Raw genomic sequence first — 24819 nt, 5'->3', positions numbered from 1 at the left:
TGCGTACCGTCGTAGGCGGGCCTTCGTTTCCCGGCCCACGACGTGAGGAGAGCCATGACCGAGCCGACCACCGCCAACAGCCCCACCACCGCCAACAACGGTGCCCCGGTCGCGAGCGACGAGCACTCGCAGAGCGTCGGAGCCGACGGCTCGATCGCTCTCACCGACCACTACCTCATCGAGAAGCTCGCGCAGTTCAACCGCGAGCGCGTCCCCGAGCGTGTCGTGCACGCCAAGGGCGGCGGGGCGTTCGGCACGTTCCGCACCACCGGCGACGTTTCCGCGTACACGCGGGCGGCGCTGTTCCAGCCGGGCGTCGAGACCGAGATGCTCGCGCGCTTCTCGTCGGTGGCCGGCGAGCAGGGGAGCCCCGACACGTGGCGCGACCCCCGTGGCTTCTCGCTGAAGTTCTATACGACCGAGGGCAATTACGACCTCGTCGGCAACAACACCCCGGTCTTCTTCGTGAAGGACGGCATCAAGTTCCCGGACTTCATCCGCTCGCAGAAGCGTCTGCCCGGCAGCCACCTGCGCGACAACACGATGCAGTGGGACTTCTGGACGCTGTCTCCCGAGAGCGCGCACCAGGTCACCTGGCTCATGGGCGACCGCGGCATCCCGGCATCGTGGCGTCACATGAACGGCTACGGCTCACACACGTACCAGTGGATCAACGCCGAGGGCGAGCGCTTCTGGGTCAAGTACCACTTCCACACCGACCTCGGCCACAAGACGCTCACGCAAGACGAGGCCGACCAGATCGCGGGACAGGATGCCGACTTCCATATCCGCGACCTGTACGCGGCGATCGAGCGCGGCGACTTCCCCACCTGGACGCTCAAGGTGCAGATCATGCCCTACGAGGATGCGAAGACCTACCGCTTCAACCCGTTCGATCTGACCAAGGTGTGGCCGCACAGCGACTACCCCGAGATCGAGGTGGGCACGATGGAGCTGAACCGCAACCCGGGCAACTACTTCGCCGAGATCGAGCAGGCGGCTTTCGAGCCGTCGAACTTCGTGCCCGGCATCGACGGCAGCCCCGACAAGATGCTGCAGGCGCGCATCTTCAGCTATGCCGACGCGCACCGCTACCGCGTGGGCACGAACTACCAGCAGCTGCCGGTGAACCGTCCCCACACCGAGGTGCACTCGTACTCGAAGGAAGGCGCGATGCGCTACGAGTACAACCCGCCCGAGGTGCCGGTCTACGCGCCGAACTCCGTCGGCGGTCCCGCGGCCGACCCGCGCCGCGCTGGCGACGGCGGCTGGCAGAGCGACGGCGAGCTCGTCCGCTCGGCGGCCACCCTGCACCCCGAGGATGACGACTGGGGCCAGGCCGGCTCCCTCGTGCGCGACGTCATGTCGGCCGAGGAGCGCGACCGTCTCGTCGAGACCATCACCGGGCACGTCGGCGGGGTGACCCGCAAGGACGTCCGCGACCGCGCGGTGCAGTACTGGAAGAACGTGGATGCCGAGATCGGCTCCCGCGTCGAAGCCGCTCTTCCTCCGCTCGAGGGAGCGACCGCCCCGGGTGAGCAGCTCAGCGAGCCGAACCCCGACGGCGACCTCGTCGGCACGGACGTCGCGGGCAAGATCTGATCTACGCCGGGTGAAGCGGCGGCATTCCTCGCGGGGTATCGCCGCTTCCTGCTGGCGCCGGAGCGTGGTGTGCGGGTCCTTCGCGCGTGGGGTCACGGCGTGCCCGCGGCGGGGCACTCGTCGGGTCACAGCGCCGCGCACTACTCCCGCGTCGATCAGAATCGCGCGGCGCACCACGCATCGGTCACAGCGGGGCCCGGTCCTCCCGCGTCAACCGGAACCGCGATGCCAGTACACCCGCGACGAGCGCTCCCGCGCCGCCGACCATCATGTCGCCGATCGTGTCGTCGTAGGTCACGAAGATGGCATCCGTGATGAAGCGGTAGCCGAACCACTCGACCATCTCCCAGAACGCGCTGAGGGCAAGGCCCGTGATCGTGGCGACGACGATGGGCGTGCGACGGCGTCCCGTTGGGGGCACCACACCCGCATCTTCGAGCAGCACGAGGGCGACGGCAGCCAGCACGCCCGTGCAGGCGAAGTGCACGACGAGGTCCCAGCCCGTCCAGGCGCGGTACAGCTCGAGCACGTTGCTGCCCGCGGCGACGAAGACGGTCACGCAGGTGATCAGATCAAGACCGGAGCGCAGGCCGATCATCCGCGACAGCATGACCGCCGGCAGCGACATCGACAGCACCGCGAAGTCCGTGAACGGCAGTGCGAACAGCGAGACGATGACGAGCACGATCGCCACGGCGCGCACGGCATCCGCGAGCCAGTCCGTGACGCTGCGGGGCGGGCGCTGGAGGTTGGCGTAGAGGGCACGGATCAGCGAGCGGGCCGTGCCGGGGCCGGTCACGACCCGGCTCCGGTCGGTATCCGCACGACGGCCTGCACCGGCAGATGGTCGCTCGGCCACTGCGTTCCCGTGGGGCGCGGGTCGATGCCGACGGCGCGGACGCCGACGTCGGGGCTCGCGAGAATCGCGTCGATGCGGCGCGCCCCGAGCTTCGGGCGGCGGTAGTTGTTGAACGTGCCCCATTCCGCGCTGTGGCGCACGGGGGCGTACGACCACGTGTCGACGAGGAGCCCGTCGGCGAACATGCCCGACAGCTCGGTGGAGCGCACGTGCGCATTGATGTCTGCGGTGAAGAGCAGCGGTCGCTCCCGCGCGGCCGCGAGGTCGTGCAGCCACCTCGCCGAGCGCCGCCGGGCGCGGCGGGAGAAGGCGTCGAAGTGCGTGTTCACGAACGTGAACCGGGCGTCGGTGGCGCGGTCGCGCAACTGTGCGATGACGGCGACGCGGGGGATGGTGTTGCCCCACCCCGTCGAGCCGGGCACGGCCGGCGTGTCCGAGAGCATGACCTGCTCCCAGTCCTCGACCTCGATGCGATCGCGGTCGAAGAACAAGGGCGTGCCCTCGCCGTCGCGGGCCTTGCCGCGCCCCTCACCGATCCGCCCGTACGACGAGCCGAGAGCGTCCTGCACCCACCGCGCCTGATCGGGCATCGCCTCCTGCGCACCCAGCAGATGGGGGCGGTTCGCGCCGAGGAAGGTGCGCAGCCGCTGTTTGCGCATCGGCCAGCGGTCCGCCGGGGGCCACGTCACGCGCTCGAACCGGCGCCGGATGTTGAAGCTCATCACGTGCAGATCGGGGGCCTCGACGTTCGGGAACAGGATGCCGGCCATCAGCGGACCGCCCCGGCGCGGCGCGCGCGTGCCAGACGCACCCACCGCGCGGGCGGGATGTCTCCCGGCCAGTGTGCGAACACCGTGCCGGCCCCCCGCCGGAAGCAGCGCGCGAAGCGCCGCGGCTCCACCGTGCGCGATGACACGCGCATGTGATGCCCCGGCACGAACGCGATGCGGTGACGCACACCCAGGTGGTACGCGAGGTCGAGGTCATCGTGCAGCTCGGGGTCGAGGTGCACCTCGTCACGGACGGCGAGCCACGCGCTCCGGCGAAAGCCCATGTTCGAGCCCCAGAGCGGCGTGTGTCCGAGCGCGGGGGTGGCGAAGCTCGCATACGTGCCGAGGAACGCCCGCGCCATGACCACGCGCCGACCGGAGGGGCCATCGTGGAAGATCGCGCCGCCGGTGACGGCATCCACTCCCGGCTCGCTCAGCGCGTCGACCATGCTCCCCACCCACGTGGGTTCGGGCAGGCTGTCGGCGTCCAGGCGCAGCACGAGCTCGCCTCGCGCGGCGTCGTAGCCGGTGGCGGCCGCGGCGGGGATGCCCCGTTCGTCGCAGCGAACCACTCGGGCGCCGGCGCCTCGGGCGATCTCGGCGCTGTCGTCGATGCAGCCGTTGTCGACGACGACGATCTCGTCGGGTAGCCGCGTCTGCGACGCCAGGGCACGAAGACAGCGCCACAGGTGCGGTCCGTCGTTGAGGACGGGGATGACGACCGACACGCCGACGACCGGCAGAGGGGGGCCTTCGGACACGACGAGCTCCAGACGACGAGTGGCCTCCCACGCTAGGCGATGGCACCGACCCCGGGCGGCGGCTTGACGCCCCGGGGCGCGGGATGACACGGAGGCGGCTCCGCGGTTTCGTATCGTGGATGCCATGGCATCGGTCCTGAACGTCTCGGCGTATCTCTTCACCCGCATCGACGACCCCGCTACCCTGCGCGTCGAGCTGTGGGAGCGTGCCGCGGCGGCGGGAGTGCGCGGCACGATCCTGCTCGCCGAGGAGGGCATCAACCTCTTCCTCGCGGGCGATCCCGACGCCGTCCGCGGTTTCATCGACGCCCTGCGCGCCGACGACCGCTTCGCCGCGCTGGAGACGAAGGACAGCTGGTCGGATGCCGTGCCCTTCGGCAAGCTGCTGGTGAAGGTCAAGCGCGAGATCATCCGGATGGACCGCCCCGAGGTGCGTCCCCAGGATGGCCGAGCCCCCGCGGTCAGCCCCGACACCCTGCGCCGCTGGCTCGATCAGGGCGCGGACGACGACGGCCGCGAGGTCGTGCTCGTCGACACGCGCAACGCCTTCGAGGTCGACTACGGCACGTTCGCCGGCGCGAAGGACTGGCGCATCGAGCGGTTCACGCAGTTCCCGGATGCCGCGAGCTCCCACCGCGATGAGCTGGAAGGCAAGACGGTCGTCAGCTTCTGCACCGGGGGGATCCGCTGCGAGAAGGCAGCGCTGTACCTGCGGGACGAGGGCCTCGACGCGTACCAGCTCGACGGCGGCATCCTCGGCTGGTTCGCCGACCAGGGCGACGCGCACTGGGATGGCGACTGTTTTGTCTTCGACGAGCGCGAGGCACTGGACGCGGGGCTCGCCCCGGCGCACGACTCCGGCAATTCCGGTGCGTCGGTCGTCGCACGGGCCGCAACCGCCGTGGGTGCCTGAGCCGTGCTCTGGGACCAGCACGCCTGCGTCGAACTCGTCGAGACCGCCGACATCGCCGAGCTGCACCGTTACCGCGGCGCGGGCGGCGGATACGTCTCGCTGAACGTCGGCTACGCCCCGCACGCGCCCGAGCTGACGGCATCCCTCCTGCGCTCCTTCCGCGCGCAGGTGACCGCGATCGACGGACTCGAGCTGGCCGCCAGCGTCGCCGACATCGACCGCATCGCGGCGCGCGGCGAGACTGCCGTCGCGTTCGACCTCGAGGATTGTGCGCCCCTCGGCGGCGACCTGGATGCCGTGGGCCTCCTCGTCGCGCAGGGCGTGCGCACGCTCGGCCCTACCTACAATCACGCCAACATCGCCGGGGGTGGCTGCCTCGACGCGGTCGACGACGGGCTCACCCCGTGGGGACGCGATCTCGTCGCCGAGATGAACGCGCGGGGCATGGTGCCCGACGGCTCGCACGTGGGGGCGCGCACGACGTTCGACATCTGCGCCGTGTCGACCCGGCCGGTTGTGTTCAGCCACTCGAACATGCGCGCCGTGTGGGAGCACCCGCGTAACATCACCGACGACCAGGCCCGCGCGGTCGCCGAGACCGGGGGAGTGGTCGGCATCACCGGTGTCGGCATCTTCCTCGGGCCGAACACGCCGACTCTCGAGGCGATGGTGCGTCATATCGAGTACGCCGTCGAGATCGTCGGCGTCGCCCACGTCGGCGTGAGCACCGATTTCTCCTTCGATTGGGAGACCTTCCGCGACACCGTCGCAGCGACCCCTGAGCTCTACGACGCCAGTTACACCCGCTGGGGGTCGATGGAATGGATGCCACCCGAAACCTTCGTCGGCCTGGGCGCCGCCCTCGCCGCACGGGGATGGAACGACATCGACACCGCCGCCGTGCTCGGCGGTAACTTCCGCCGCGTCGCGGCCGAGAGCTGGGAGCCCCGCACATGACCGACCTTCGAGACGGCGCCGTGCTGCGCCCCGCACGTGCCGGAGACGAGACCGGCATCCTCGCCTGCATCCAGGCGCTCGCCGACTACGAGAAAGAGCCGGATGCCGTCGAGAACACGGCCGAGATGATCGCCGCGACGCTCTTCGGCGATGACCCGCGCGCGTTCGCCTTCGTCGTGGAGGGCGAGGGCGAGATTCGCGCGATCGCGATCTGGTTCCTCACGTACTCGACGTGGACCGGGCGCCACGGGATCTGGCTCGAAGATCTCTACGTGCACGAGCAGTACCGCGCGAACGGCTACGGCGTGGCACTGCTGGCCGCTCTCGCCGCGGAGTGCCTCGACCGGGGCTACTCCCGTCTCGAGTGGACGGTGCTCGACTGGAACGAGCCCGCGATCGGCTTCTACCGGGCCCTCGGCGCCGAGGCGATGGACGAGTGGACCACGCGCCGCGTCACGGGCGACGCGCTGGAGGCGCTGGCGGCTCGCGGTCGCTGACGCGTGCCGGCCCGGCCGCGTTCGCGTCGAGCAGGACGCGCAGCTCGACGAGGTGGCTCCGGGTGAGGGCGGCCGCGCTCGCCGCGTCGCGGGCGTCGATGGCGTCGACGATGCGTTCGTGCGCTTCCTGGTCCGCCTCGCTGCCGTGATGGCCACGCGCCGCCAGCATGTCGAGCATCGCCGCGCGGCTGCGGGGAGCGAACTGGTCGAACAACTCCAGGAGCACGGGGCTGTCGGCGGCCTCGACGATCGAGCGGTGAAGCGCCATGTCGGTGTCGACGTGGGTGGTCACGTCGTCGCGGTGGGCGGCGCGCTGCCCGAGACGATGACGGAGTCCGGCGAGCTGAGCGTCCGTGCGGCGTTCGGCGGCGAGGGCCGCGCTCTCGATCTCGATGGCGCTGCGTGCCTCCAAGACGGCCGCGACGTCGGCGCGGTCGAAGGCGCGCGGGCGGTCGGAGAGCGCTGAGACGAAGACGCCCGCGCCCTGGCGGGTCGTCAAGATGCCGCGCCCGGCGAGCTGTCGGATGGCTTCTCGCACCGTGGAGCGCCCGACGTCGAGTTGCGGTGCCAGCGCCGTCTCGCTGGGAAGGCGGTCGCCGATCGTCCACTCGCCGTCGCGGATGCGCGCGTAAAGGACCGCGGCGGCCTGGTCGGCGAGGGATTCGCGGCGGACGGAGGTCATGTCCGCCATCCTCGCATCGCCGAGGCCCTCGCCGGATATGTCTACTTGTCTGAGGAGTTGTGTTACGGTCGATCCATGCACTCGCGGAGCCTCCTTCTTCGCCGCCACGGCGGGGCCTGATCGGACCGGCTCCCCACCGTGGAGTCGACGTGCGCCGGTCACCCTCACCTCACGATCGAGAGAGACCCCGAAATGACCCGCACGACTTCTCCCACCGTCCACACGCCCGTCGGCCCTTCCGGAGCCCCGTGGTGGAACCCCCAGCGCGCGTCCTCCATGCCCTCGCACCGTTACGCCGACGTGCATGCGCGCGTCGAGCTACCCCTGACCGAGCGCGACTGGCCCGCACACCGGCTCACCGCCGCGCCGCTGTGGGTGCCGGTCGACCTTCGCGACGGCAACCAGGCCCTGGCAGAACCCATGGACCCCGCCCGGAAGCGCCTGTTCTTCGATCTGATGATCGCGATGGGATACAAGGAGATCGAGGTCGGCTACCCCTCCGCCTCGCAGACCGACTTCGACTTCGTGCGCGAACTCGCCACGACCGGGGCGATCCCGCCGGATGTGACCGTGGTCGTGTTCACCCCGGCACGCCGCGACCTGATCGAGCGCACCGTGGCGTCGGTGCACGGCATCCCGACCCCGGTCGTCGTCCACCTCTACGCCGCCACCGCTCCGGTGTGGCGCGACACGGTGCTGGGCAAGGACCGCGCGGCTCTGCTCGAGCTCATCAGGGCGGGCGGTCGCGACGTGCTCGAGTTCGCCGGAGACCTGCCGAACGTGCGCTTCGAGTTCTCGCCCGAGGTGTTCAACCTGACCGAGCCCGACTACGTGCTCGAGATCTGCGACGCGATGACGACGCTCTGGGATGCCACCCCCGAACGCCCCGTCATCCTGAACCTGCCCGCGACCGTCGAAGTCGCCACCCCCAACGTGTATGCGGATCAGATCGAGTACATGCACAAGAACCTCGCCCGCAGGCACGCGGTGATCCTGTCGGTGCACCCGCACAACGATCGGGGGACCGGTGTCGCCTGCGCGGAGCTCGCGGTGCTCGCCGGTGCGCAACGTGTCGAGGGATGCCTCTTCGGCAACGGAGAACGCACCGGCAATGTCGACATCGCCACCCTCGCGCTGAACCTCCACGCCCAGGGCATCGATCCGATGATCGACTTCTCCGACATCGACGCGGTCCGCCGCGTCGTCGAGCACTGCACGCGGCTCGAGGTGCCCGCGCGACACCCTTACGTCGGCGACCTCGTGCACACGGCGTTCAGTGGGACGCACCAGGATGCCATCAGAAAAGGCTTCGCCGAGCACCGCGCCCGCGCGCTCGCCGCCGGCGTCGATGAACGCGATCTCGCGTGGCGCGTGCCGTACCTGCCCATCGACCCGGCGGACCTCGGTCGCACGTACGACGCCGTCATCCGCGTCAACTCGCAGTCGGGCAAGGGCGGCATCGCGTACCTGCTCGAGACGGCGTTCGGTGTGGAGCTCCCGCGTCGTCTGCAGATCGATCTCGCGCGTCACGTGCAAATGCATACGGACGCTACGGGGGACGAGGTCACATCCGACGACGTGTGGCGGATCTTCACGGCGGTCTATCTCGCACCGGCGCCGGCGGGGATCGACCTCGCGGGCGTCGAGGTCGTCGGTGAGACGACCGACGTCGTCCTGCGCGTGGACGGTGCCGCGGCGCGCACGAGCCATGCGGGCATCGGACCCGTCGAAGCGCTGACCGATGCTCTGCGCGAGCACGGCCTCGTTGTCGAGGTCGTCTCGCTCCACCAGACGAGCATCGGGGCCGGGAGTGGCGGCGAGGCGCTCACCCTCGTGGAGTACCGCGACGGCGAGCGCACGCGCTGGGCGGGTGCCCGTGATCATTCCGTGCTCACCGCCACGATGACCGCCGTGCTGCGGGCGGCGGCTCACGCGTCGGCAACGACCTCCACCGTGAACCCCGCCGCGTTCTCGAGCCAGCCCGCGTAGTGCTGCGGGCCCCCGGCGTGCGGGTAGCGGTCCGCGTGGAGAGGCCGCCACCCGTGCGACGGGGCGTCGGGCGTGCGCTCACCCCGCGAGGTCGGCGAGCACCGCCTCGGCCGCCCGCTGCCCCGAGACGAGGGCGCCCTGGATCGACGCCGTGTCGCGGTGGTCTCCCGCGACGTAGCGCCCGTCGCCCATACGAACGCGCCGTCGGAGACGCAGGGGCGGGTCCTGCGCGGGCAGGGCCCCGGCGATGTCGTCGCGCCGCAGCAGGCGCCAGCCGCGGGTGTCGGCCTCCCAGATCTCGGCGAGCTGGCGACGGATGCCGGACTCCGACGCCGCGGAGGGCATCACGCACGTGGCCTGGATGAGGTGCTGGCTGCGGGGCGCGTAGGTGGGTGCGGTGTTCGTCATGATCGCGGTGTTGACGATCGGTCCCCGGCGGCGCCCATCAACGCGCAGCGCGGCGTCGCTCGACGGGGCCGCAGGGGTGGCGAACCACCACGTCTGCAGGCCTCGCGGCCGGGGGAGCGGCACGTCGAGCGAAGGGTCGAGGCCCGTCGCGATGACCACGGCGCGGGCGGTGACGGCATCCTGATCCTCGATACCGACGTGCCACCCGTGGGCGCGGGGACGGGTCGAGACCACGCGATGCCCGAGCCGGATGCCGGCCCCGGCGCGGCAGGCGGTCTCGGCGAGCTGGGCAGGCAGCGCGCCGATCCCCGCGGCCGGCACACCAGGACGCCCGAGCGCGAAGCTGCGGACGAGCAGGCGGACGAAAGCGTCGGAGGTCTCCTGCCGGTCATCGGCTAGCACGCCCGCGAGGAACGGTTCGAGCACGCTCTCGCGGAGGGGCCCGCGGAGCCCCGCACGATCCCACGCCTCCACGAGCGCCCGGTCGGGTCCGGTCTTCGCCGCGCGGGCGGAGACCACCGTCGGCGCCGCCCACCGAGCCAGCGCCATGAGGTCGGCCGGCCGCACGAGTCCGCTGCGCAGGGTCTCGGCGATCGAGGAGGGATGCCGGAGGGGATGCGCCACGCGCGCCAGCCGGTCCTCGAGCCGCACGCCTACCGCGACCGGGAAGCGGCGCAGTGCGAGAGCATCGACGTCGACCCATCGCCGGACCGCGGGGTAGGCGGGGTTCACGACGTGGAATCCCCGATCCAGACGGAAACCGTCGACGATGTCGGTGCGCTCGCGGCCGCCGACGGCGTCGCCCGCCTCGAGCACCACGACGTCACGGCCGGCTTCGGCCAGTCGGGTGGCTGCGCGCAGACCCGCAAGCCCCGCGCCCACCACGACGACGTCGTACTCGCTCATACCGCGAGCATAGGCAGCGAGACCCACCGCTCCCCGGGGCTTGCGGTCGCCGCGACGACGCTCCGGCACAAGACACCCTCCGTTCACCTCGGGGAGTCAGGATGTTCCGATGGCATCCGTCACGATCCTCTTCGTCTGCGTCCACAACGCCGGCCGTTCGCAGATGGCGGCGGGCTACGCGCGAACGCTCGGCGGCGACCGGGTGACCGTGCTCTCGGGTGGCAGCGCCCCGGGGGAGTCGCTCAACCCCACGGCCGTCGCCGCGATGGCGGAGGAGGGCATCGACATCAGCGCCGAGGTCCCGCAGCTGCTGTTGACCGACGACGTGCGTGCGTCCGACGCCGTGATCACGATGGGCTGCGGCGATGCCTGCCCGATCTTCCCCGGCAAGCGCTACGAGGACTGGGAACTGACCGACCCCGCGGGCCGCGGCCTCGACGAGGTGCGACCGATCCGCGACGACATCAAGGCGCGCGTGCAGCGCCTGCTCGACGACCTGTTGGCATGAGAAAGGGGCCCGGATGCTTGTCATCCGGGCCCCCTTTCTCACGCGGACGCTTCCTCACGCTTGGGCAGCACCCAGCCGGGGCGCACGAAGTGGCACGTGTACCCGTTCGGGATGCGCACGAGGTAGTCCTGGTGCTCGGGCTCGGCCTCCCAGAAGGGCGCCTCGGGCTCGATGGTCGTGACGACCTTCGCGGGCCAGATGCCCGACGCATCCACGTCGGCGATGGTGTCGCGCGCGACCTGCTCCTGCTCGGGGGAGAGCGGGAAGATCGCGGAGCGGTAGCTCGTCCCGACGTCGTTGCCCTGACGGTTCAGGGTCGACGGGTCGTGGATCTGGAAGAAGAACGCGAGGATGTCGCGGTAGCTCGTCTGCGAGGGGTCGAAGACGATCTCGACGGCCTCGGCGTGACCGGGGTGGTTCCGGTAGGTGGCGTGGTCGTTCTGTCCGCCGGTGTACCCGACGCGCGTGTCGAGCACGCCGGGCTGGCGGCGGATGAGGTCCTCGACGCCCCAGAAGCAGCCGCCCGCCAGGACGGCGGTCTCGGTGCCCGGGCGACGCGTGATCTCGCCGGTGTCGGTGGGTCCGCTGGTCATGGTGTTGCTCCTTTTGCGGGTGAAGAACGAGAAGGGGTTCATGAGGACTGTCCTTGCCGGAACAGAGCGCGGTAGGCACCGTAGCCCTGCTCCTCGAGGTCGGAGACGGGCACGAACCGGAGGGCAGCCGAGTTCATGCAGTATCTCAGCCCGCCGGCATCGCGCGGGCCGTCGTCGAACAGATGCCCGAGGTGACTGTCGGCACCGGCGGAACGCACCTCGGTGCGCGTCATCCACAGGGTGCGGTCGGTCTTCTCGATGACGGCGGCGTCGTCGATGGGCTTGGTGAAGCTCGGCCAGCCCGACCCGCTTTCGAACTTGTCGGTCGACGAGAACAGCGGCTGCCCCGACACGACGTCGACGTAGATCCCTGCCTCGTGGTTGTCCCAGTACTCGTTGCGGAACGGCGGTTCGGTGGCGTCGTCCTGCGTGACGGCGAACTGGCGGTCGGTGAGGCGGCCGAGCGCCTCCGACGTCTTCCGGTACTCCGTGCTCACGGTTCGTGTCCTCTCGTCAAGACACCCGGTGGCGGGCGTCTCTCTAGAGAACGCCTTCCCCGTCGCTTTTGGTCCCTCGGGACTGGGAGCGGGCTGTGAGTTCTCGGTCGTTCCGGATGCCGACTTCAAGCCCCGGAGTCGTCTCCACCGGCCCCGCTAGCGTGAGGGAACCGACCAGGAGGTACGAATGACCCGCACGATCGTCATCACGGGAGCGAGCGACGGCATCGGCGCCGCCTCCGCGAAGCAGCTGCACGATCTCGGCGAGGAGGTCGTCGTCGTCGGGCGCAATCCCGAGAAGACCGCTCGCGTCGCGGGCACGCTCGGGGTGGACTCGTTGGTCGCCGACTTCAGCGACCTGGCGCAAGTGCGCGAGCTCGCGGCATCCCTGCTCGAGAGATACCCCCGTATCGACGTGCTCGCCAACAACGCCGGCGGTGTGTTCGGCGAGCGCACGCTCACCGGCGACGGGCTCGAGCTGACCTTCCAGGTCAACCATCTCGCGCCGTTCCTGCTGACCGCGCTGCTGCGCGAGCGACTCCTCGAATCGCGCGCCTCGGTCATCCAGACCTCCAGCGCCGCCGCACGCCTGTTCCCGCGCTTCGACCTGAACGACCTGCAGGCCGAGCACCGATATTCGTCGACCACCGCGTACGGAAACGCGAAGCTCGCGAACGTGCTGTTCACGAAGGAGCTGCACCGCCGCTACGGCGATCGGGGGCTCTCGGCCGTCGCCTTCCACCCCGGTGTCATCGCGTCCAGCTTCGGCTCGACGTCGGACGGGCCGTGGAAATGGCTGTACGGCGGACCGCTCGCGCAGCGGCTGATGACGTCGACGTCGGTCGGCGGTGCGCGCCTGACGTGGCTCGCCCTGGGCAAGCCGGGTGTCGACTGGGATCCGGGCGGCTTCTACGCGAACAACAGGGCGGCGCGCACGAGCCGCCTCGCCGACGACCCCGCCGTGGCGAAGTCGTTGTGGGAGCGCAGCGCGATCCTCGCGGGGCTCGAGGGCTGACCCCTCTTCACCGTGGTCACTGCACACCCGCGCGCGGTGGTTCCACGGTCCAGCCGAGGCGTTCGAGCGCCTCGGCGAGCCGTCGGGCTTGCGCCCAGGCGAGCGCGCCCGAGACGTCGGAGTAGACGTCGATCGCGAAGGGCGGGGGATCGGCGAACTTCGGGATCTCCACCTCGGCCCACGCATGGGGCGCGAGCCAGACCCGGGGCTGGGCGGTCCCGGCATCCTCGATGCCGCCGTCGGACGCGAAGGCGATCACGTCGAGAGCGTCGATCTTCGTGATCGGCATGTTCACGACGAGGGTTACCGCGTGCAGCGCTGACGCCATGTGATCACCTCCGTCGCCTCATCTTCACACGCACGCGCGCGCCGCGGGCGGGGCCTTGACGGCGCATCACGTCTCAGAGCTTTCGCAAAGAATCGGTGAGGTGCCGGGCAGGGGTCACCCTTCACAGTCGGGTATCGACAGCACCCCGACCCGGAGGCGAACATGACCAGATTCCCTCACACGGAGATGACCCCCGATGGCCCCGCCTACGAGGGCCGTCTCCTCGACCGCGCCGACGAGCCCGTCGTCGACCAGGGCGCACCGTTCGGCATTCGCGCGCTCGTGTCGCGGCGCGGCATCCTGGGACTCGTCGCCCTGGGCGCCGGTGCCATCCAGGTGGCCGGGTCGGACGGCGTCGTGTCGTTCACCTCCATCTTCCCCGGCTGCTACGACGGTCGGTGGCCCCACATCCATTTCGAGGTCTCCCCAAATGTGGATGCCATCGCCGACGCGTCCAACGCGATCGCGACGTCGCAGGTCGCGTTGCCGCAGGACACGTGCGAGATCGTCTACGCGGACGCGGCCTACCCCTCGTCGGCATCCAACCTGTCCCGCGTCTCGCTCGCCGACGACAACGTGTTCGGCGAGGACGAGGGAGCCCTCCAGCTCGCGACGACGACCGGTGACAACACCACCGGCTGGACGGTCGCTCTCGGCGTCCGCGTCGACACCTCCACCACCCCGACCGCGGGCGCCGCCCCCGGCAGACGCTGCTGAGCGAGGCCGAGAACGCTGGACACGCGCCCCGCCGTCTGCTTCACTGAGCCGACTCGTCGGGCGAGGGGGCCCGGCGCATATTGGGGGATATGTCATGAGCGGGCAGCAGCCTGGGTGGTTTCCGGACCCTTCCGACGCGTCGCGGTGGCGCTGGTGGGACGGTGCAGCGTGGACGGATCGCGTGGGAGAGAACGGACGGGAGCGACCCGTGCCGCTCCCGGTGACGCGGCGCCGCGGTCGCCTGCCGCTCTGGGCGTGGATCGCGATCGCTGTCGTCGCTCTGCCGATCGTCTTCCTTCTCTGGCCGGTCGTCGTCCTCGCCGCGGTCGTGCTGTTGGTGACGGGGATCGTCGCTCTGTTCACCGGAAAGCGCACGTGGGTCCGATTCGCGTCCCGGCGGGCGGCTCTCGGCGTCACCGCGGTGGCGGCCGCGATCGTGCTGGTCTCGGGTGGAGTCACCGCTGCCCTTCCCCGCGCACCGGTCGCTCCGGCGGTCGCGGAACCCGTGGCATCCAACGCCCCGTCCGCTCGCGCGAGCGCGACGCCGACGCCTGTCGTGACGCCGACGCCGGTGGCGGTCACCACCGAGGTCTCCGTCGTCACAGCCGTTCCCTTCGCGAAGACCTCTGTCGACGACGGCGGAATCGCCCGCGGCGAGTCTCGCGTGACGACGGCCGGGGTCGACGGCGAGTCGAGGGCCGTCTACCGTGTCACGACGACGGACGGTGTCGAGACCGCGCGGGTGCTCGTGAGCGAGTCGGTCACGCGCGCACCCGTGTCCGAGGTCACGTCGGTCGGCACCTACGTCGCGCCACCGCCTCCCGCCGCCGCTCCTCCCGCCGAGGCGCAGGCGGAGGCGAAGGGATGCCACGCGAGCTACGCCGACGCCTGCGTGCCCATCGACTCCGACGTCGACTGCGGGGGTGGCTCGGGCAACGGTCCGTCGTACTTCGACGGCGTCGCGCGCGTCGTCGGGCCCGACGTCTACAAGCTCGACGGTGACGGCGACGGGTGGGCCTGCAACGGCTGACCGTGTCGCGGGACCTGGTGGTGGAATCGGTCCATGCCCTCACCCCGCGCCCAGCTAGAGACGCTCGTCCGCGACCTCGGTCACGACGGGTTCGCCGACCTGCGGGCCCTTCCGGTCGAGGGCGCGGCGCGACCGGCGGCGGTGCTCATCCTGTTCGGGGTGCTCGACGGCATCCCGAGCCGCCGCGTCGCCGCTCACGTCCCGAGCGATCTCGACGTCCTGCTCCTGGCGCGGGCGAGCACCCTGCGCGCGCACCCCGGGCAGGTCGCCTTTCCCGGCGGCCGGGTCGATCGGGGAGATACGGATGCCGTGGCGGCGGCGCTGCGAGAGGCACGCGAGGAGACGGGGCTCGATCCCGCGGGTGTCGACGTGCTCGGGACGCTCGCACCCGTTCCGCTCGCCTACTCCCGCCACGAGGTGACGCCCGTGCTCGGCTGGTGGTCGCAGCCGACCCCCGTACGGGCCGTCGACGCGGCCGAGTCGGCGGACGTGTTCCGCGCCCCGGTCGCCGACCTGCTCGACCCGGCGCGCCGCGGGTCGACGGTGATCCGCCGCGACGGTCGCGAGTGGCACGGACCGGCGTTCGCACTCGAGACGGCTTCCGGGCCGCAGACGCTGTGGGGCTTCACCGCGATGGTGCTCGACGGCCTCTTCGACCGGCTCGGGTGGACGGAGCCCTGGGATGCGACGCGCGAGATTCCGCTCCCGGGGGAGTAAGCCCGCTCTTGCCCGGAGCGCGACGCCTTAGCTGTTCTCCCACAGTTCGTCACGTGCGGCGCGGCGTGCGGCGCGGGTCGCTAGCGTGGTCTCCGTGACTGCGCCTATCGACCCCACCACCACCTCCGCCTGGTCCCGTCTGAGTGCTCTGCGCGACGACTTCGAGCCCGACCTCCGCGGTTGGTTCGCCACCACCCCCGACCGCGTGAGCGCTCTGACCCGCACCGTCGGCGACCTGCACGTCGACCTGTCGAAGAACCTCGTGACGCCCGAGGTTCTCGACGCGCTCGTGGCGCTCGCCGCTGAGACCGGAGTGCGCGAGCGCTTTGCCGACATGCTCCGCGGTGCGCACCTCAACACCAGCGAAGACCGCGCCGTGCTGCACACGGCGCTTCGCCGACCCGCCGGTGCGGAGCCCGCGCTCGTCGTCGACGGGCAGCAGGTCGACCACGACGTGCAGGAGGTGCTCGACCGGCTCAGCGCCTTCGCCGACCGCGTGCGCGCGGGCGAGTGGCGCGGCGTCACGGGTAAGAAGGTCGAGACCGTCGTCAACATCGGCATCGGCGGCAGCGACCTCGGTCCCGTGATGGTCTACGAGGCCCTCCTCCCGTATGCCGATGCGGGCATCCACGCGCGCTTCGTGTCGAACATCGACCCGACCGACATCGCGCAGAAGACCGCCGATCTCGACCCCGAGACCACGCTCTTCATCGTCGCATCGAAGACGTTCACGACGCTGGAAACCCTGACCAACGCCCGCCTCGCGCGCGACTGGCTGTGGGAGAAGCTGGCCGCCGCGGGCGCGATCGCCGACACCGACGAAGCCCGCACCGCCGCCGTCGCGCACCACTTCGTCGCCGTGTCCACCGCGCTCGACAAGGTGGCCGCGTTCGGCATCGACCCCACCAACGCATTCGGCTTCTGGGATTGGGTGGGCGGTCGCTATTCCGTGGACTCCGCCATCGGCCTGTCGCTGGCGATCACGCTGGGGCCCGACGTCTTCCGCGAACTGCTCGCCGGCTTCCATGCGGTCGATGTGCACGTGGCATCCACCCCCCTCGAACAGAACGTGCCGGTCCTCATGGGGCTGCTGAACGTCTGGTACACGAACTTCCTCGGTGCCCAGTCGCACGCCGTCCTCCCTTATGCGCAGCAGCTGCACCGCTTCCCGGCGTACCTGCAGCAGCTCACCATGGAGTCCAACGGCAAGTCCGTGCGTTGGGACGGCACGCCCGTGACGACCGACACCGGCGAGGTGTTCTGGGGCGAGCCCGGCACGAACGGTCAGCACGCCTTCTACCAGCTCATCCACCAGGGCACGCGCCTCATCCCCGCCGACTTCATCGCCTTCGTCAACCCGGCCTACCCGCTGGCCGACGACGGCCGCGATGTGCACGGTCTTCTCCTGGCGAACTTCCTCGCGCAGACCAAGGCGCTGGCCTTCGGCAAGACGGCCGAAGAGGTGGAGGCCGAGGGCACGACCGGAGCCCTCGTCGCCGCTCGCACCTTCCCGGGCAACCGGCCGACGACGTCGATCTTCGCGCCGTCGCTGACGCCGTCGGTGCTCGGTCAGCTCATCGCGCTGTACGAGCACATCACCTTCACCCAGGGCACGGTCTGGGGCATCAACTCCTTCGACCAGTGGGGCGTCGAGCTCGGCAAGCAGCTCGCCCTGCAGATCGCGCCCGCCGTTGAGGGCGATGACGAGGCGCTCGCGGCGCAGGATGCCTCGACGGCGGGGTTGCTGCAGTACTACCGCGCTCACCGCTCGTGACCGCTGCCACGCGCTGAGTGCGACCGAACGGGTCGATCCGTCGAGAAATTTCTCTCGCGGATCGGCCCGTTTCGCGTTCTGCGCGCGCTCTCCGACGCGACCGCGGTGGCGATCGATCTCCCGCGAGGGCGAGGATCCCGAAGAAAAGCCCGGTCAAAGCTTTTTCCGCCCGTGATGCGAGGAGCGTTCCCGCGTGTCTTCGGGAACGCTGTCGGGGGCGCTCCATGCGGTGGGGCTCACCGACGCGTTCCCACGTCTCTTTCAGGTAACGAGGAGATAACGCCCAGAAGCAGCCCCCACACTCGGGGACTTGTGTCGACCCGACGGCACGAATCCGCGCTCCCTCCCGACGAGCCGCGCCCCGAAACGAAAGATTTCTCCTTGCTGCGTTCCGACCTGAAGATCGCCCACGTCAACCGCGCCCGTCGCACTCTCGTCACCGCCGCCACGTGCGCGGGCCTCGCGCTCGGCATGGTGGCCACGACCGGTCTCGCGATCGCTGCGCCGACCTCGCTGCCGGACGCATCGGCGTCGTCGTTCGCCGCGCCCGGCACGGCGGTCTCGGTGTCGACCGCTCCCACGCTCGATGCCATCACCTCCGATGCAGCCACCGCGATGTCGGGGGCGCAGGCCGCGCTCTCGAGTGCCACGACGGTTCAGGCCGACGTCGCCTCCACCGGCCTGCCGCTCTCGATCGGCGACGCCTCGATCGACACCGGGGCGCTGCAAGACGCGGTCGAGCGTCTGGGATCGACCGACCTGCTGCCCGTCCTGCTCGTGCCCGCGCTGAGTCAGAACGCCGAGGTCGAGACCGACCGGGTCGCTGCCCGCGTGGCCGAGGTGAAGGGCAGCCTCGACGAGGCCAAGGCCGCGAAGGCGGCCGCCGACGCCGCCGCTGAGGCGCAGCGCCAGGCCGAGGCTGCCGCCGCGGCTGAGGCCCAGCGTCAGCAAGAGGCGGCGGAGGCCCTCGCCAGGGTCAACACCCCCGACGGTGCCCGCGCCTACGCGGCGCAGCTGGCGTCCGACACGTACGGGTGGGGGAGCGATCAGTTCTCGTGCCTGTCGTCGCTGTGGAACAAGGAGTCGGGCTGGGACTACCAGGCCTACAACCCCAGTGGCGCCACCGGCATCCCGCAGTCGCTGCCGGGGAGCAAGATGGCGACGTTCGGCGATGACTGGCGGACGAACGCCGCGACGCAGATCGCCTGGGGTCTCGACTACATCTCGCGCGGCTACGGCACTCCGTGCAGCGCGTGGGGCCATTCGCAGGCGATGAACTGGTACTGACGATTCGCCGCACTGCGGCCCCACATGCCCCTCAGCGATATATCGTTATGTATCGCTGACCCAGATCGGGTCCGCGCCAAGGAGGTCGTCATGAGTGGTTCATTCCTGGGAGACGCGTTCGGTGGACGCGGCGGCGGCAACACCCCGGGCTGGCCGGTGTCCAACATCCTCGAGGGTCTCGAGCAGCTGCGCACGCAGTTCGAGCAGAAGACCAACTCGGGGCCGCGCATGAACAAGGGCGATGTTCGCTCGGCGGTGCTCTCGCTCCTGATCGAGCAACCCATGCACGGCTACCAGATCATCCGAGAGATCGAGGAGCGCAGCGGCGGGTCGTGGAAGCCGAGTCCTGGATCCGTGTACCCCACGCTGCAGCTGTTGACCGACGAGGGGCTCGTACAGTCCGAGGAGTCGAACGGGCGCAAGACGTACTCCCTCACCGCCGAGGGGCGCGCCGCCGCGGGCGACGAGACCACCGAGCGCACGGCGCCGTGGGAATCTGCCGGAACCCGCGACAGCGGACGCATGACCGCGCTGCCCAAAGCCGGTGTCGAGCTGGCGCAGGCGGCAGCCCAGGTCGCACGCACGGGAGACAAGGAGCAGGTGGCGCAAGCGGTCGAGATCCTCGACGAAGCCCGTCGTAAGCTCTACTCCATCCTCGCCCAGGGCTGAGGCCGGCCCTGTTCGACGGCACTGCGCGCGTCGGCATCCAGGAGAATCGATGACCGACGACGATGCCCTGCTGAAGGCCCGTTATCGCCGCATCACGCGATTCGCCGCGCGTTACCTCGTGCAGGCGTGGTGGTACGAGTTGTTCCTGCCGCGGTTCGGCCTCGGGTGGATCTCCGCCCGGGGCCGCACCCGTCGGCTCGAGCGCATCGCGCAGCGTTTCCACGTGCTCGCGGTCGATCTCGGTGGCCTCATGATCAAGGTCGGCCAGTTCATGTCGTCACGTCTCGACGTGCTGCCTCCCTCGATCACGAAGCAACTCGAGGGCCTGCAGGACGAGGTGCCCGCGGTGCCCTTCACACAGATGCGGGCGCGGGCCGAGGAAGAGCTCGGGATGCCGTTGGAGCGGGCGTTCGCGAGCGTCGACGAGCGTCCCCTGGCCGCCGCTTCCCTCGGTCAGGCGCATCGGGCGGTCCTCAACGACGAGCTGGCCGACGAGACTGGTCTGCGCGCGGTCGTGCTGAAGATTCAGCGCCCGGGCATCGACCGGATCGTCGACGTCGACCTACGGGCTCTGCGCAAGGTGGGCGTGTGGCTCAGCAAGGTGGCGCTCGTGCGCGACCGCGTCGACATGCCCCAGCTCGTCGAGGAGTTCGCCGCCACGAGCCTCGAGGAGATCGACTACCTCCACGAGGCCGCGAACTCCGAGCGCTTCGCCGCCGATTTCGGGGGAGAGGGCGGCGTGGACGTGCCCGAAGTGGTCTGGGAGCGCACCACCCGCCGCGTGCTCACGCTGCAAGACGTCACGGCGATCAAGATCAACGACGTCGAGGCCCTGCGCGCCGCCGGCATCGACCCGTCCGAGGTCGCCGCGCGCTTCGCCGCGGTCATGTTCGACCAGCTCTTCGACGAGGGCTTCTTCCACGCCGACCCGCACCCCGGCAACGTGTTCGTGACGCCCGTCCCGTCCGCCGAGCCCGGTGCCCCCGCCTGGCGGTTCACCTTCATCGACTTCGGCATGATGGGCGAGGTCCCGCCGAGCCTGAGGCGGGGGCTGCGCCGCGTGCTCATCGCGGCGGCTTCCCGCGACGGCAAGGGGTTGGTCGACGGCATCCGCGACGTCGGGGTGCTGTTGCCCTCGGCAGACACGATCCAGCTCGAGCGTGCGATGACGCACTTGTTCGCGCGATTCGGCGGCATGGGGTTCGCCGAACTGCAAGAGGTCGACCCCCGCGAGTTCCGAGCTTTCGCGATCGAGTTCGGCGACGTCGTGCGCGCCCTGCCGTTCCAGCTGCCCGAGAACTTCCTCCTGGTCCTGCGCGCGATGTCGCTGACGAGCGGCATGTGCAGCGCCCTCGACCCCGCTTTCAATCTCTGGGACGCGGTCGAGCCCTATGCGCAGCGCCTGATCCGCGAGGAGAGCGGCCACACCGCGCAGGCCCTCGTGCGCGAGGTGGGGGCGGCGGCCGCTGTCACCGCACGCCTGCCGCGGCGCGCCGACAACCTCATCTCGCGGTTGGAAGAGGGCTCGCTCGCCGTGGAGACCCCGCGGATCGAGCGCCGGCTCCGCGACCTCGAGCGCATGGTGCGGAGGGTGGTGTCGTCGGTGCTGTTCACCGGCCTCCTGATCGGGGGAGTGCTGCTGCAGGCCGAGCAGGCCGCTCTCGGCACGATTCTGATGATCGTGTCGGTGGCACCGCTCGCGCACGCACTTCTGGCGGGGTTCATCGCCCGCCGCAACGGCGGCTGACCCCCGTCCTGGCGCTGGTCGACGCGACCATGAGCGAGGTCAGACCGCTCCACAGCAGTGCGGCGGCGCTCAGCCGCACCAGCAGTCGCCGCCGTGTGGGCACCCATCGGGGCGCCGCCCCGCGTCGGCTTTCTCCGCGAACACGGCGGAGGCCAGAGCGTCCAACCCGCGCAGGTCCACGTCTTCCCTTCTCCCGTTGCCCACCGGCCTGTCCAGGCGCGTCTCACCCGGGATCCTGGATCGATGATGTCCGGGTGCTCGCAAAAGCGCGCCGCGCCGGAGAAATCCGGCGCGGCGCGCGTGATGGTGGACTGTGCGGGCGGTCGTGCGGGCCGGTCGGCTGCGGCTCAGTACCATCCGACGGACTGCGAGTGGCCCCAGGCGCCGCACGGGCTGCCGTATCGACCCGAGATGTAGCCGAGCCCCCACGCGACCTGTGTCGCCGCGTTGGTCTGCCAGTCGCCGCCGGCCGACGACATCTTGCTGCCGGGCAGCGCCTGGGGAATGCCGTAGGCACCGCTTCCGGCGTTGTAGGCCTGGTAGTTCCAGCCCGACTCTTTGTTCCACAGTGACACGAGGCAGCCGAACTGGTCGTCACCCCAGCCGTAGTTGCCGAGCATGGCGCGTGCGCTGGCCTGAGCGCCCGAGGGACTGTTGTCGCCGGAGCCGCCGCCACCCGAGGGTGCCGGCGTCCACGATGCGCCGCCTCCGCCGCCGGTGCTGCTGCCCGAGTCGGACGCACGGGCCTCAGCGGCGGCGCGTTCGGCCGCGGCTGCCGCCTCGGCTTCTTGGCGGGCCTTCTCGGCGGCGGCTTCCTCCTCGGCCTTCTTCTTCGCGACGGCGGCGTCGAGGCCGCCTCGCAGCTCGGCGACACGCTGATCGACCGACGTCGTCAGGGTCGTCACGTCGTCGGAAATGGCGGGCAGGAAGGTCGCCGGCAACACCTGAGCATCGCTGAGACGCTCGGTGGCCTGTTCGAGGGGCGCGGTGTCGACGGTCGTGGGCTGTCCGATGTCGAGACCGGATGCCGCGATGTCGTTCTGTACGGTCGCCACCGCCGCGAGGGCCTGCGTCGCCGCTTCACTCGCTGCGCGTGCCTGGTCGACCTCGGGTCGGGGCGGCGTCGCGAGTACGGTGGGCGTGGTCACGGATACCCGTGTGAACGTCGCGGCGGACAGGTCGACGGCGGAGGCGGTCGCCGCCGGCGCGGTGCCGGTGAGCGTGGCTGCCGACAGCACGCCGATCACGAGGGCGCCGGTCGCCAGTACGGGGCGACGGCGAAGGCGACGAGAGGCGAGACGGCGGGTACGGCGGTTGGACAGGGGTGTCGAGTCAGATCGCATAGAACCGGTTTCACGTGAGGGGGACGGCGCGGGTACCGCCGTCCGGCCCGCGTCGAGCGAGCACAAGCCCGGGAGCCTGGCACGCCTGTCTGGACACCACCTGGGCGCCTCGTGCAAGATCGCCCGAGGAGAAAACGCTGGTCTCGGCCCGTATGTGCATCCACCGCGTGCAGTGCGGAAGGGCGTCCGTCACCGGTCGACGACGGCGAGGAGACGTGTGCGCTAGACTGAGGCGTCACACGTGGGGCTTTGCCTGTTTCTCCGGCTGCCCCGTGGCATCGCACGATCAATCCGCTTCGCTTCGACTCGTGGCATCCGTTCGCCTTCCGGCGGGCGTGTGCGCGACGGCTCCCGGTCTCGACCGATGAGCACAGGAGTCGGAGCCCGACACCACACCCAACTAGGACAACCCACTACATGACTACCGCAACGACCGCTCCCGCTATCAAGCAGGTCGCGATCAACGACATCGGCTCGGCCGAGGACTTCCTCGCCGCTGTCGAGAAGACCCTGAAGTTCTTCAACGACGGCGACCTCATCGAGGGCACCGTCGTGAAGATCGACCGCGACGAGGTGCTCCTCGACGTCGGTTACAAGACCGAGGGTGTCATCCCCTCGCGCGAGCTTTCGATCAAGCACGACGTCGACCCCAACGAGGTCGTCAACGTCGGCGATCACGTCGAGGCCCTCGTTCTCCAGAAGGAGGACAAGGAAGGTCGCCTCATCCTGTCCAAGAAGCGCGCACAGTACGAGCGTGCGTGGGGCGACGTCGAGAAGATCAAGGAGAACGACGGTGTCGTCACCGGTTCCGTGATCGAGGTCGTCAAGGGTGGTCTCATCGTCGACATCGGCCTCCGCGGCTTCCTCCCGGCTTCGCTCATCGAGCTGCGCCGCGTCCGCGACCTCACGCCGTACCTCGGTCAGGAGATCGAGGCCAAGATCCTCGAGCTCGACAAGAACCGCAACAACGTCGTGCTCTCGCGCCGCGCCCTGCTCGAGCAGACGCAGTCCGAGTCGCGCACCACGTTCCTCAACAACCTGCACAAGGGCCAGGTCCGCAAGGGCACGGTCTCGTCGATCGTCAACTTCGGTGCGTTCGTCGACCTGGGCGGCGTAGACGGCCTCGTGCACGTCTCCGAGCTCTCCTGGAAGCACATCGAGCACGCTTCCGAGGTCGTCGAGGTGGGCCAGGAGGTCACCGTCGAGATCCTCGAGGTCGACCTCGACCGCGAGCGCGTGTCGCTCTCGCTCAAGGCGACGCAGGAAGACCCGTGGCAGGTGTTCGCCCGCACCCACGCGATCGGCCAGATCGCTCCGGGCAAGGTCACCAAGCTCGTTCCGTTCGGTGCGTTCGTGCGCGTCGCAGACGGCATCGAGGGCCTCGTGCACATCTCGGAGCTGTCCGGCAAGCACGTCGAGCTCGCCGAGCAGGTCGTGTCGGTCGGCGAAGAGGTCTTCGTCAAGATCATCGACATCGACCTCGAGCGTCGCCGCATCTCGCTGTCGCTCAAGCAGGCCAACGAGTCGGTCGACCCCAACGGCACCGAGTTCGACCCGGCGCTGTACGGCATGGCCACCGAGTACGACGAGCGTGGCGAGTACAAGTACCCCGAGGGCTTCGACCCCGAGTCGGGTGCGTGGCTCGAGGGCTTCGACGCTCAGCGCGAGCAGTGGGAGCAGGAGTACGCCGCGGCCCAGGGTCGCTGGGAGGCTCACAAGGCTGCCGTCACCAAGGCTCTCGAGGCCGAGGCTGCCAACCCCACCGACACCGGTTCGTTCGGTGGTTCGTTCTCGTCCGAGTCGCCCGCCCAGGGCACCCTCGCCGACGACGAGTCGCTGGCTGCGCTTCGCGAGAAGCTCTCCGGTCGCTGATCGGTTCCTCATCGAAGGCCGGTACCCCTCGGGGTGCCGGCCTTCGGTCGTTTCCGCGCAAGCCCCCGCATTCAGACCACAGCCCAGGGCAGGATCGTTCCATGGCAAACCGACTCCCGCTCCTGATCACCCTCGCCGGCGTGGCCGTGCTGTTCCTGTCGATCCTGTTCGTCTTCGCGCTCGTCCTCGGCGCCATGTTCTTCGGTGGCATCGAGTTCACCGGGGGACACACGGATGCCGCGGCCTCGCTGGCATCGATCTCATCGCTCGTCTGACTCTCCGGGGCCACAGGCGGCCCGGTGCGGGCCGAACTCTCGAAAACCGCGTTTTTCCGCGGTTTCGGCGTCGCGACACGCCCGGGCGGCGCTGTGGATTGGA

At 70.1% G+C, this 24819-nt stretch carries 25 protein-coding genes and 1 pseudogene; 16 read left to right on the top strand and 10 right to left on the bottom strand.

All coding sequences use genetic code 11. From position 1 onward, the window contains the following. The first annotated feature begins 54 nt into the window (after positions 1–54). Positions 55–1602 (top strand): catalase, encoded by a 1548-nt coding sequence (locus tag QE412_RS05130; protein ID WP_307480907.1) that lies wholly within the window; start codon positions 55–57, stop codon positions 1600–1602. A 184-nt stretch (positions 1603–1786) separates the two neighbouring features. Here QE412_RS05130 and QE412_RS05125 read toward each other — a convergent pair whose 3' ends face one another. Genes QE412_RS05125 through QE412_RS05115 form a run of 3 tightly spaced genes read right to left on the bottom strand, consistent with a single transcriptional unit; the run spans position 1787 to position 3992 of the window. Further along, positions 1787–2401 (bottom strand): hypothetical protein, encoded by a 615-nt coding sequence (locus tag QE412_RS05125; RefSeq protein ID WP_307480905.1) that lies wholly within the window; start codon positions 2399–2401, stop codon positions 1787–1789. Beyond that, positions 2398–3231 (bottom strand): endonuclease/exonuclease/phosphatase family protein, encoded by an 834-nt coding sequence (locus QE412_RS05120; protein WP_307480903.1) that lies wholly within the window; start codon positions 3229–3231, stop codon positions 2398–2400. Before QE412_RS05120 ends, QE412_RS05125 begins: the two co-directional genes overlap by 4 nt. Continuing rightward, positions 3231–3992 carry a glycosyltransferase family 2 protein gene (locus QE412_RS05115; RefSeq protein WP_307480902.1) on the bottom strand — a complete coding sequence of 254 codons (762 nt, stop codon included), beginning with the start codon at positions 3990–3992 and terminating at the stop codon, positions 3231–3233. The genes QE412_RS05120 and QE412_RS05115 overlap by 1 nt, the downstream gene beginning before the upstream one ends. A gap of 124 nt (positions 3993–4116) precedes the next feature. Here QE412_RS05115 and QE412_RS05110 point away from each other — a divergent pair, with 124 nt between their 5' ends. Genes QE412_RS05110 through QE412_RS05100 form a run of 3 tightly spaced genes read left to right on the top strand, consistent with a single transcriptional unit; the run spans position 4117 to position 6359 of the window. Beyond that, on the top strand, positions 4117–4905 hold the full coding sequence (locus QE412_RS05110; RefSeq protein ID WP_307480900.1) for a sulfurtransferase: 789 nt from the start codon (positions 4117–4119) through the stop codon (positions 4903–4905). Between the two features lie 3 nt (positions 4906–4908). After that, entirely contained in the window at positions 4909–5862 is a 954-nt protein-coding gene (locus tag QE412_RS05105) for a dipeptidase (RefSeq protein WP_307480899.1), read from the top strand. Continuing rightward, positions 5859–6359, top strand: coding sequence for a GNAT family N-acetyltransferase (locus QE412_RS05100; protein WP_307480897.1), 501 nt, complete (start codon positions 5859–5861; stop codon positions 6357–6359). The genes QE412_RS05105 and QE412_RS05100 overlap by 4 nt, the downstream gene beginning before the upstream one ends. Here QE412_RS05100 and QE412_RS05095 read toward each other — a convergent pair. Continuing rightward, positions 6316–7041 carry a FadR/GntR family transcriptional regulator gene (locus QE412_RS05095; protein ID WP_307480895.1) on the bottom strand — a complete coding sequence of 242 codons (726 nt, stop codon included), beginning with the start codon at positions 7039–7041 and terminating at the stop codon, positions 6316–6318. The genes QE412_RS05100 and QE412_RS05095 overlap by 44 nt on opposite strands. Before the next feature lie 192 nt (positions 7042–7233). Here QE412_RS05095 and QE412_RS05090 point away from each other — a divergent pair, with 192 nt between their 5' ends. Then, positions 7234–9030 (top strand): 2-isopropylmalate synthase, encoded by a 1797-nt coding sequence (locus QE412_RS05090; RefSeq protein WP_307480893.1) that lies wholly within the window; start codon positions 7234–7236, stop codon positions 9028–9030. Here QE412_RS05090 and QE412_RS05085 read toward each other — a convergent pair. Together QE412_RS05085 and QE412_RS05080 are read right to left on the bottom strand one after the other, a co-directional pair. Continuing rightward, a pseudogene (locus QE412_RS05085) lies at positions 8976–9095 on the bottom strand (VOC family protein); the annotation flags it as partial. The gene QE412_RS05090 and the pseudogene QE412_RS05085 sit on opposite strands and share 55 nt — an antisense overlap. Positions 9096–9108: 13 nt before the next feature. After that, complete coding sequence (locus tag QE412_RS05080) at positions 9109–10344, bottom strand: NAD(P)/FAD-dependent oxidoreductase (protein WP_307480891.1); 1236 nt, start codon at positions 10342–10344, stop codon at positions 9109–9111. A 109-nt stretch (positions 10345–10453) separates the two neighbouring features. On the opposite strand from QE412_RS05080, the gene QE412_RS05075 reads away from it, so the two are divergent. Beyond that, positions 10454–10852, top strand: coding sequence for an arsenate reductase ArsC (locus QE412_RS05075; protein ID WP_307480888.1), 399 nt, complete (start codon positions 10454–10456; stop codon positions 10850–10852). Positions 10853–10890: 38 nt separating this feature from the next. On the opposite strand, the gene msrA is transcribed toward QE412_RS05075, so the two are convergent. Both msrA and msrB read right to left on the bottom strand, forming a co-directional pair. Next, positions 10891–11445 carry a peptide-methionine (S)-S-oxide reductase MsrA gene (msrA, locus tag QE412_RS05070; RefSeq protein ID WP_307480886.1) on the bottom strand — a complete coding sequence of 185 codons (555 nt, stop codon included), beginning with the start codon at positions 11443–11445 and terminating at the stop codon, positions 10891–10893. Between the two features lie 38 nt (positions 11446–11483). Then, positions 11484–11942 (bottom strand): peptide-methionine (R)-S-oxide reductase MsrB, encoded by a 459-nt coding sequence (gene msrB, locus QE412_RS05065; RefSeq protein WP_307480884.1) that lies wholly within the window; start codon positions 11940–11942, stop codon positions 11484–11486. Positions 11943–12129: 187 nt separating this feature from the next. Here msrB and QE412_RS05060 point away from each other — a divergent pair, with 187 nt between their 5' ends. Then, complete coding sequence (locus QE412_RS05060; protein WP_307480882.1) at positions 12130–12957, top strand: SDR family NAD(P)-dependent oxidoreductase; 828 nt, start codon at positions 12130–12132, stop codon at positions 12955–12957. Between the two features lie 16 nt (positions 12958–12973). On the opposite strand, the gene QE412_RS05055 is transcribed toward QE412_RS05060, so the two are convergent. After that, positions 12974–13285 (bottom strand): hypothetical protein, encoded by a 312-nt coding sequence (locus QE412_RS05055; protein WP_307480881.1) that lies wholly within the window; start codon positions 13283–13285, stop codon positions 12974–12976. Positions 13286–13447: 162 nt separating this feature from the next. Between QE412_RS05055 and QE412_RS05050 the strand changes: the two genes are divergently transcribed. From QE412_RS05050 to QE412_RS05020, 7 genes are all read left to right on the top strand, one after another. Next, positions 13448–14002, top strand: a complete 555-nt coding sequence (locus tag QE412_RS05050) for a hypothetical protein (protein WP_307480879.1) — start codon at positions 13448–13450, stop codon at positions 14000–14002. Positions 14003–14096: 94 nt separating this feature from the next. Then, positions 14097–15032, top strand: a complete 936-nt coding sequence (locus QE412_RS05045) for a G5 domain-containing protein (RefSeq protein WP_307480878.1) — start codon at positions 14097–14099, stop codon at positions 15030–15032. Positions 15033–15065: 33 nt separating this feature from the next. Further along, entirely contained in the window at positions 15066–15749 is a 684-nt protein-coding gene (locus QE412_RS05040; protein ID WP_307480876.1) for an NUDIX hydrolase, read from the top strand. Between the two features lie 94 nt (positions 15750–15843). Beyond that, a complete protein-coding gene (gene pgi, locus QE412_RS05035) occupies positions 15844–17523 on the top strand; it encodes a glucose-6-phosphate isomerase (RefSeq protein WP_307480874.1) in 1680 nt (559 codons plus the stop codon). A gap of 381 nt (positions 17524–17904) precedes the next feature. Then, positions 17905–18810, top strand: coding sequence for a phospholipase (locus tag QE412_RS05030; protein WP_307480873.1), 906 nt, complete (start codon positions 17905–17907; stop codon positions 18808–18810). Positions 18811–18900: 90 nt separating this feature from the next. Further along, on the top strand, positions 18901–19479 hold the full coding sequence (locus tag QE412_RS05025) for a PadR family transcriptional regulator (RefSeq protein ID WP_307480871.1): 579 nt from the start codon (positions 18901–18903) through the stop codon (positions 19477–19479). Between the two features lie 49 nt (positions 19480–19528). Beyond that, complete coding sequence (locus tag QE412_RS05020) at positions 19529–21226, top strand: ABC1 kinase family protein (RefSeq protein WP_307480869.1); 1698 nt, start codon at positions 19529–19531, stop codon at positions 21224–21226. A 347-nt stretch (positions 21227–21573) separates the two neighbouring features. Here the strand turns inward: QE412_RS05020 and QE412_RS05015 are convergent, their stop codons facing one another. Further along, positions 21574–22569: a lytic transglycosylase domain-containing protein gene (locus QE412_RS05015; protein ID WP_307480867.1), complete on the bottom strand. Its 996-nt coding sequence runs from the start codon at positions 22567–22569 to the stop codon at positions 21574–21576. 417 nt (positions 22570–22986) lie between these two features. Here QE412_RS05015 and rpsA point away from each other — a divergent pair, with 417 nt between their 5' ends. After that, positions 22987–24441 carry a 30S ribosomal protein S1 gene (gene rpsA / locus QE412_RS05010; RefSeq protein ID WP_154921078.1) on the top strand — a complete coding sequence of 485 codons (1455 nt, stop codon included), beginning with the start codon at positions 22987–22989 and terminating at the stop codon, positions 24439–24441. Positions 24442–24542: 101 nt separating this feature from the next. Continuing rightward, the gene (locus QE412_RS05005; RefSeq protein ID WP_307480865.1) at positions 24543–24716 is read left to right on the top strand and encodes a hypothetical protein; all 174 of its coding nucleotides are present in this window, start codon (positions 24543–24545) and stop codon (positions 24714–24716) included. The last annotated feature ends 103 nt before the right edge of the window (positions 24717–24819 follow it).

The organism is Microbacterium trichothecenolyticum, from assembly GCF_030818955.1.
GTDB lineage: Bacteria > Actinomycetota > Actinomycetes > Actinomycetales > Microbacteriaceae > Microbacterium > Microbacterium trichothecenolyticum_B.
Note: the sequence above shows the minus strand (reverse complement) of the source record. Positions and strands in the feature narration are given on the sequence as shown.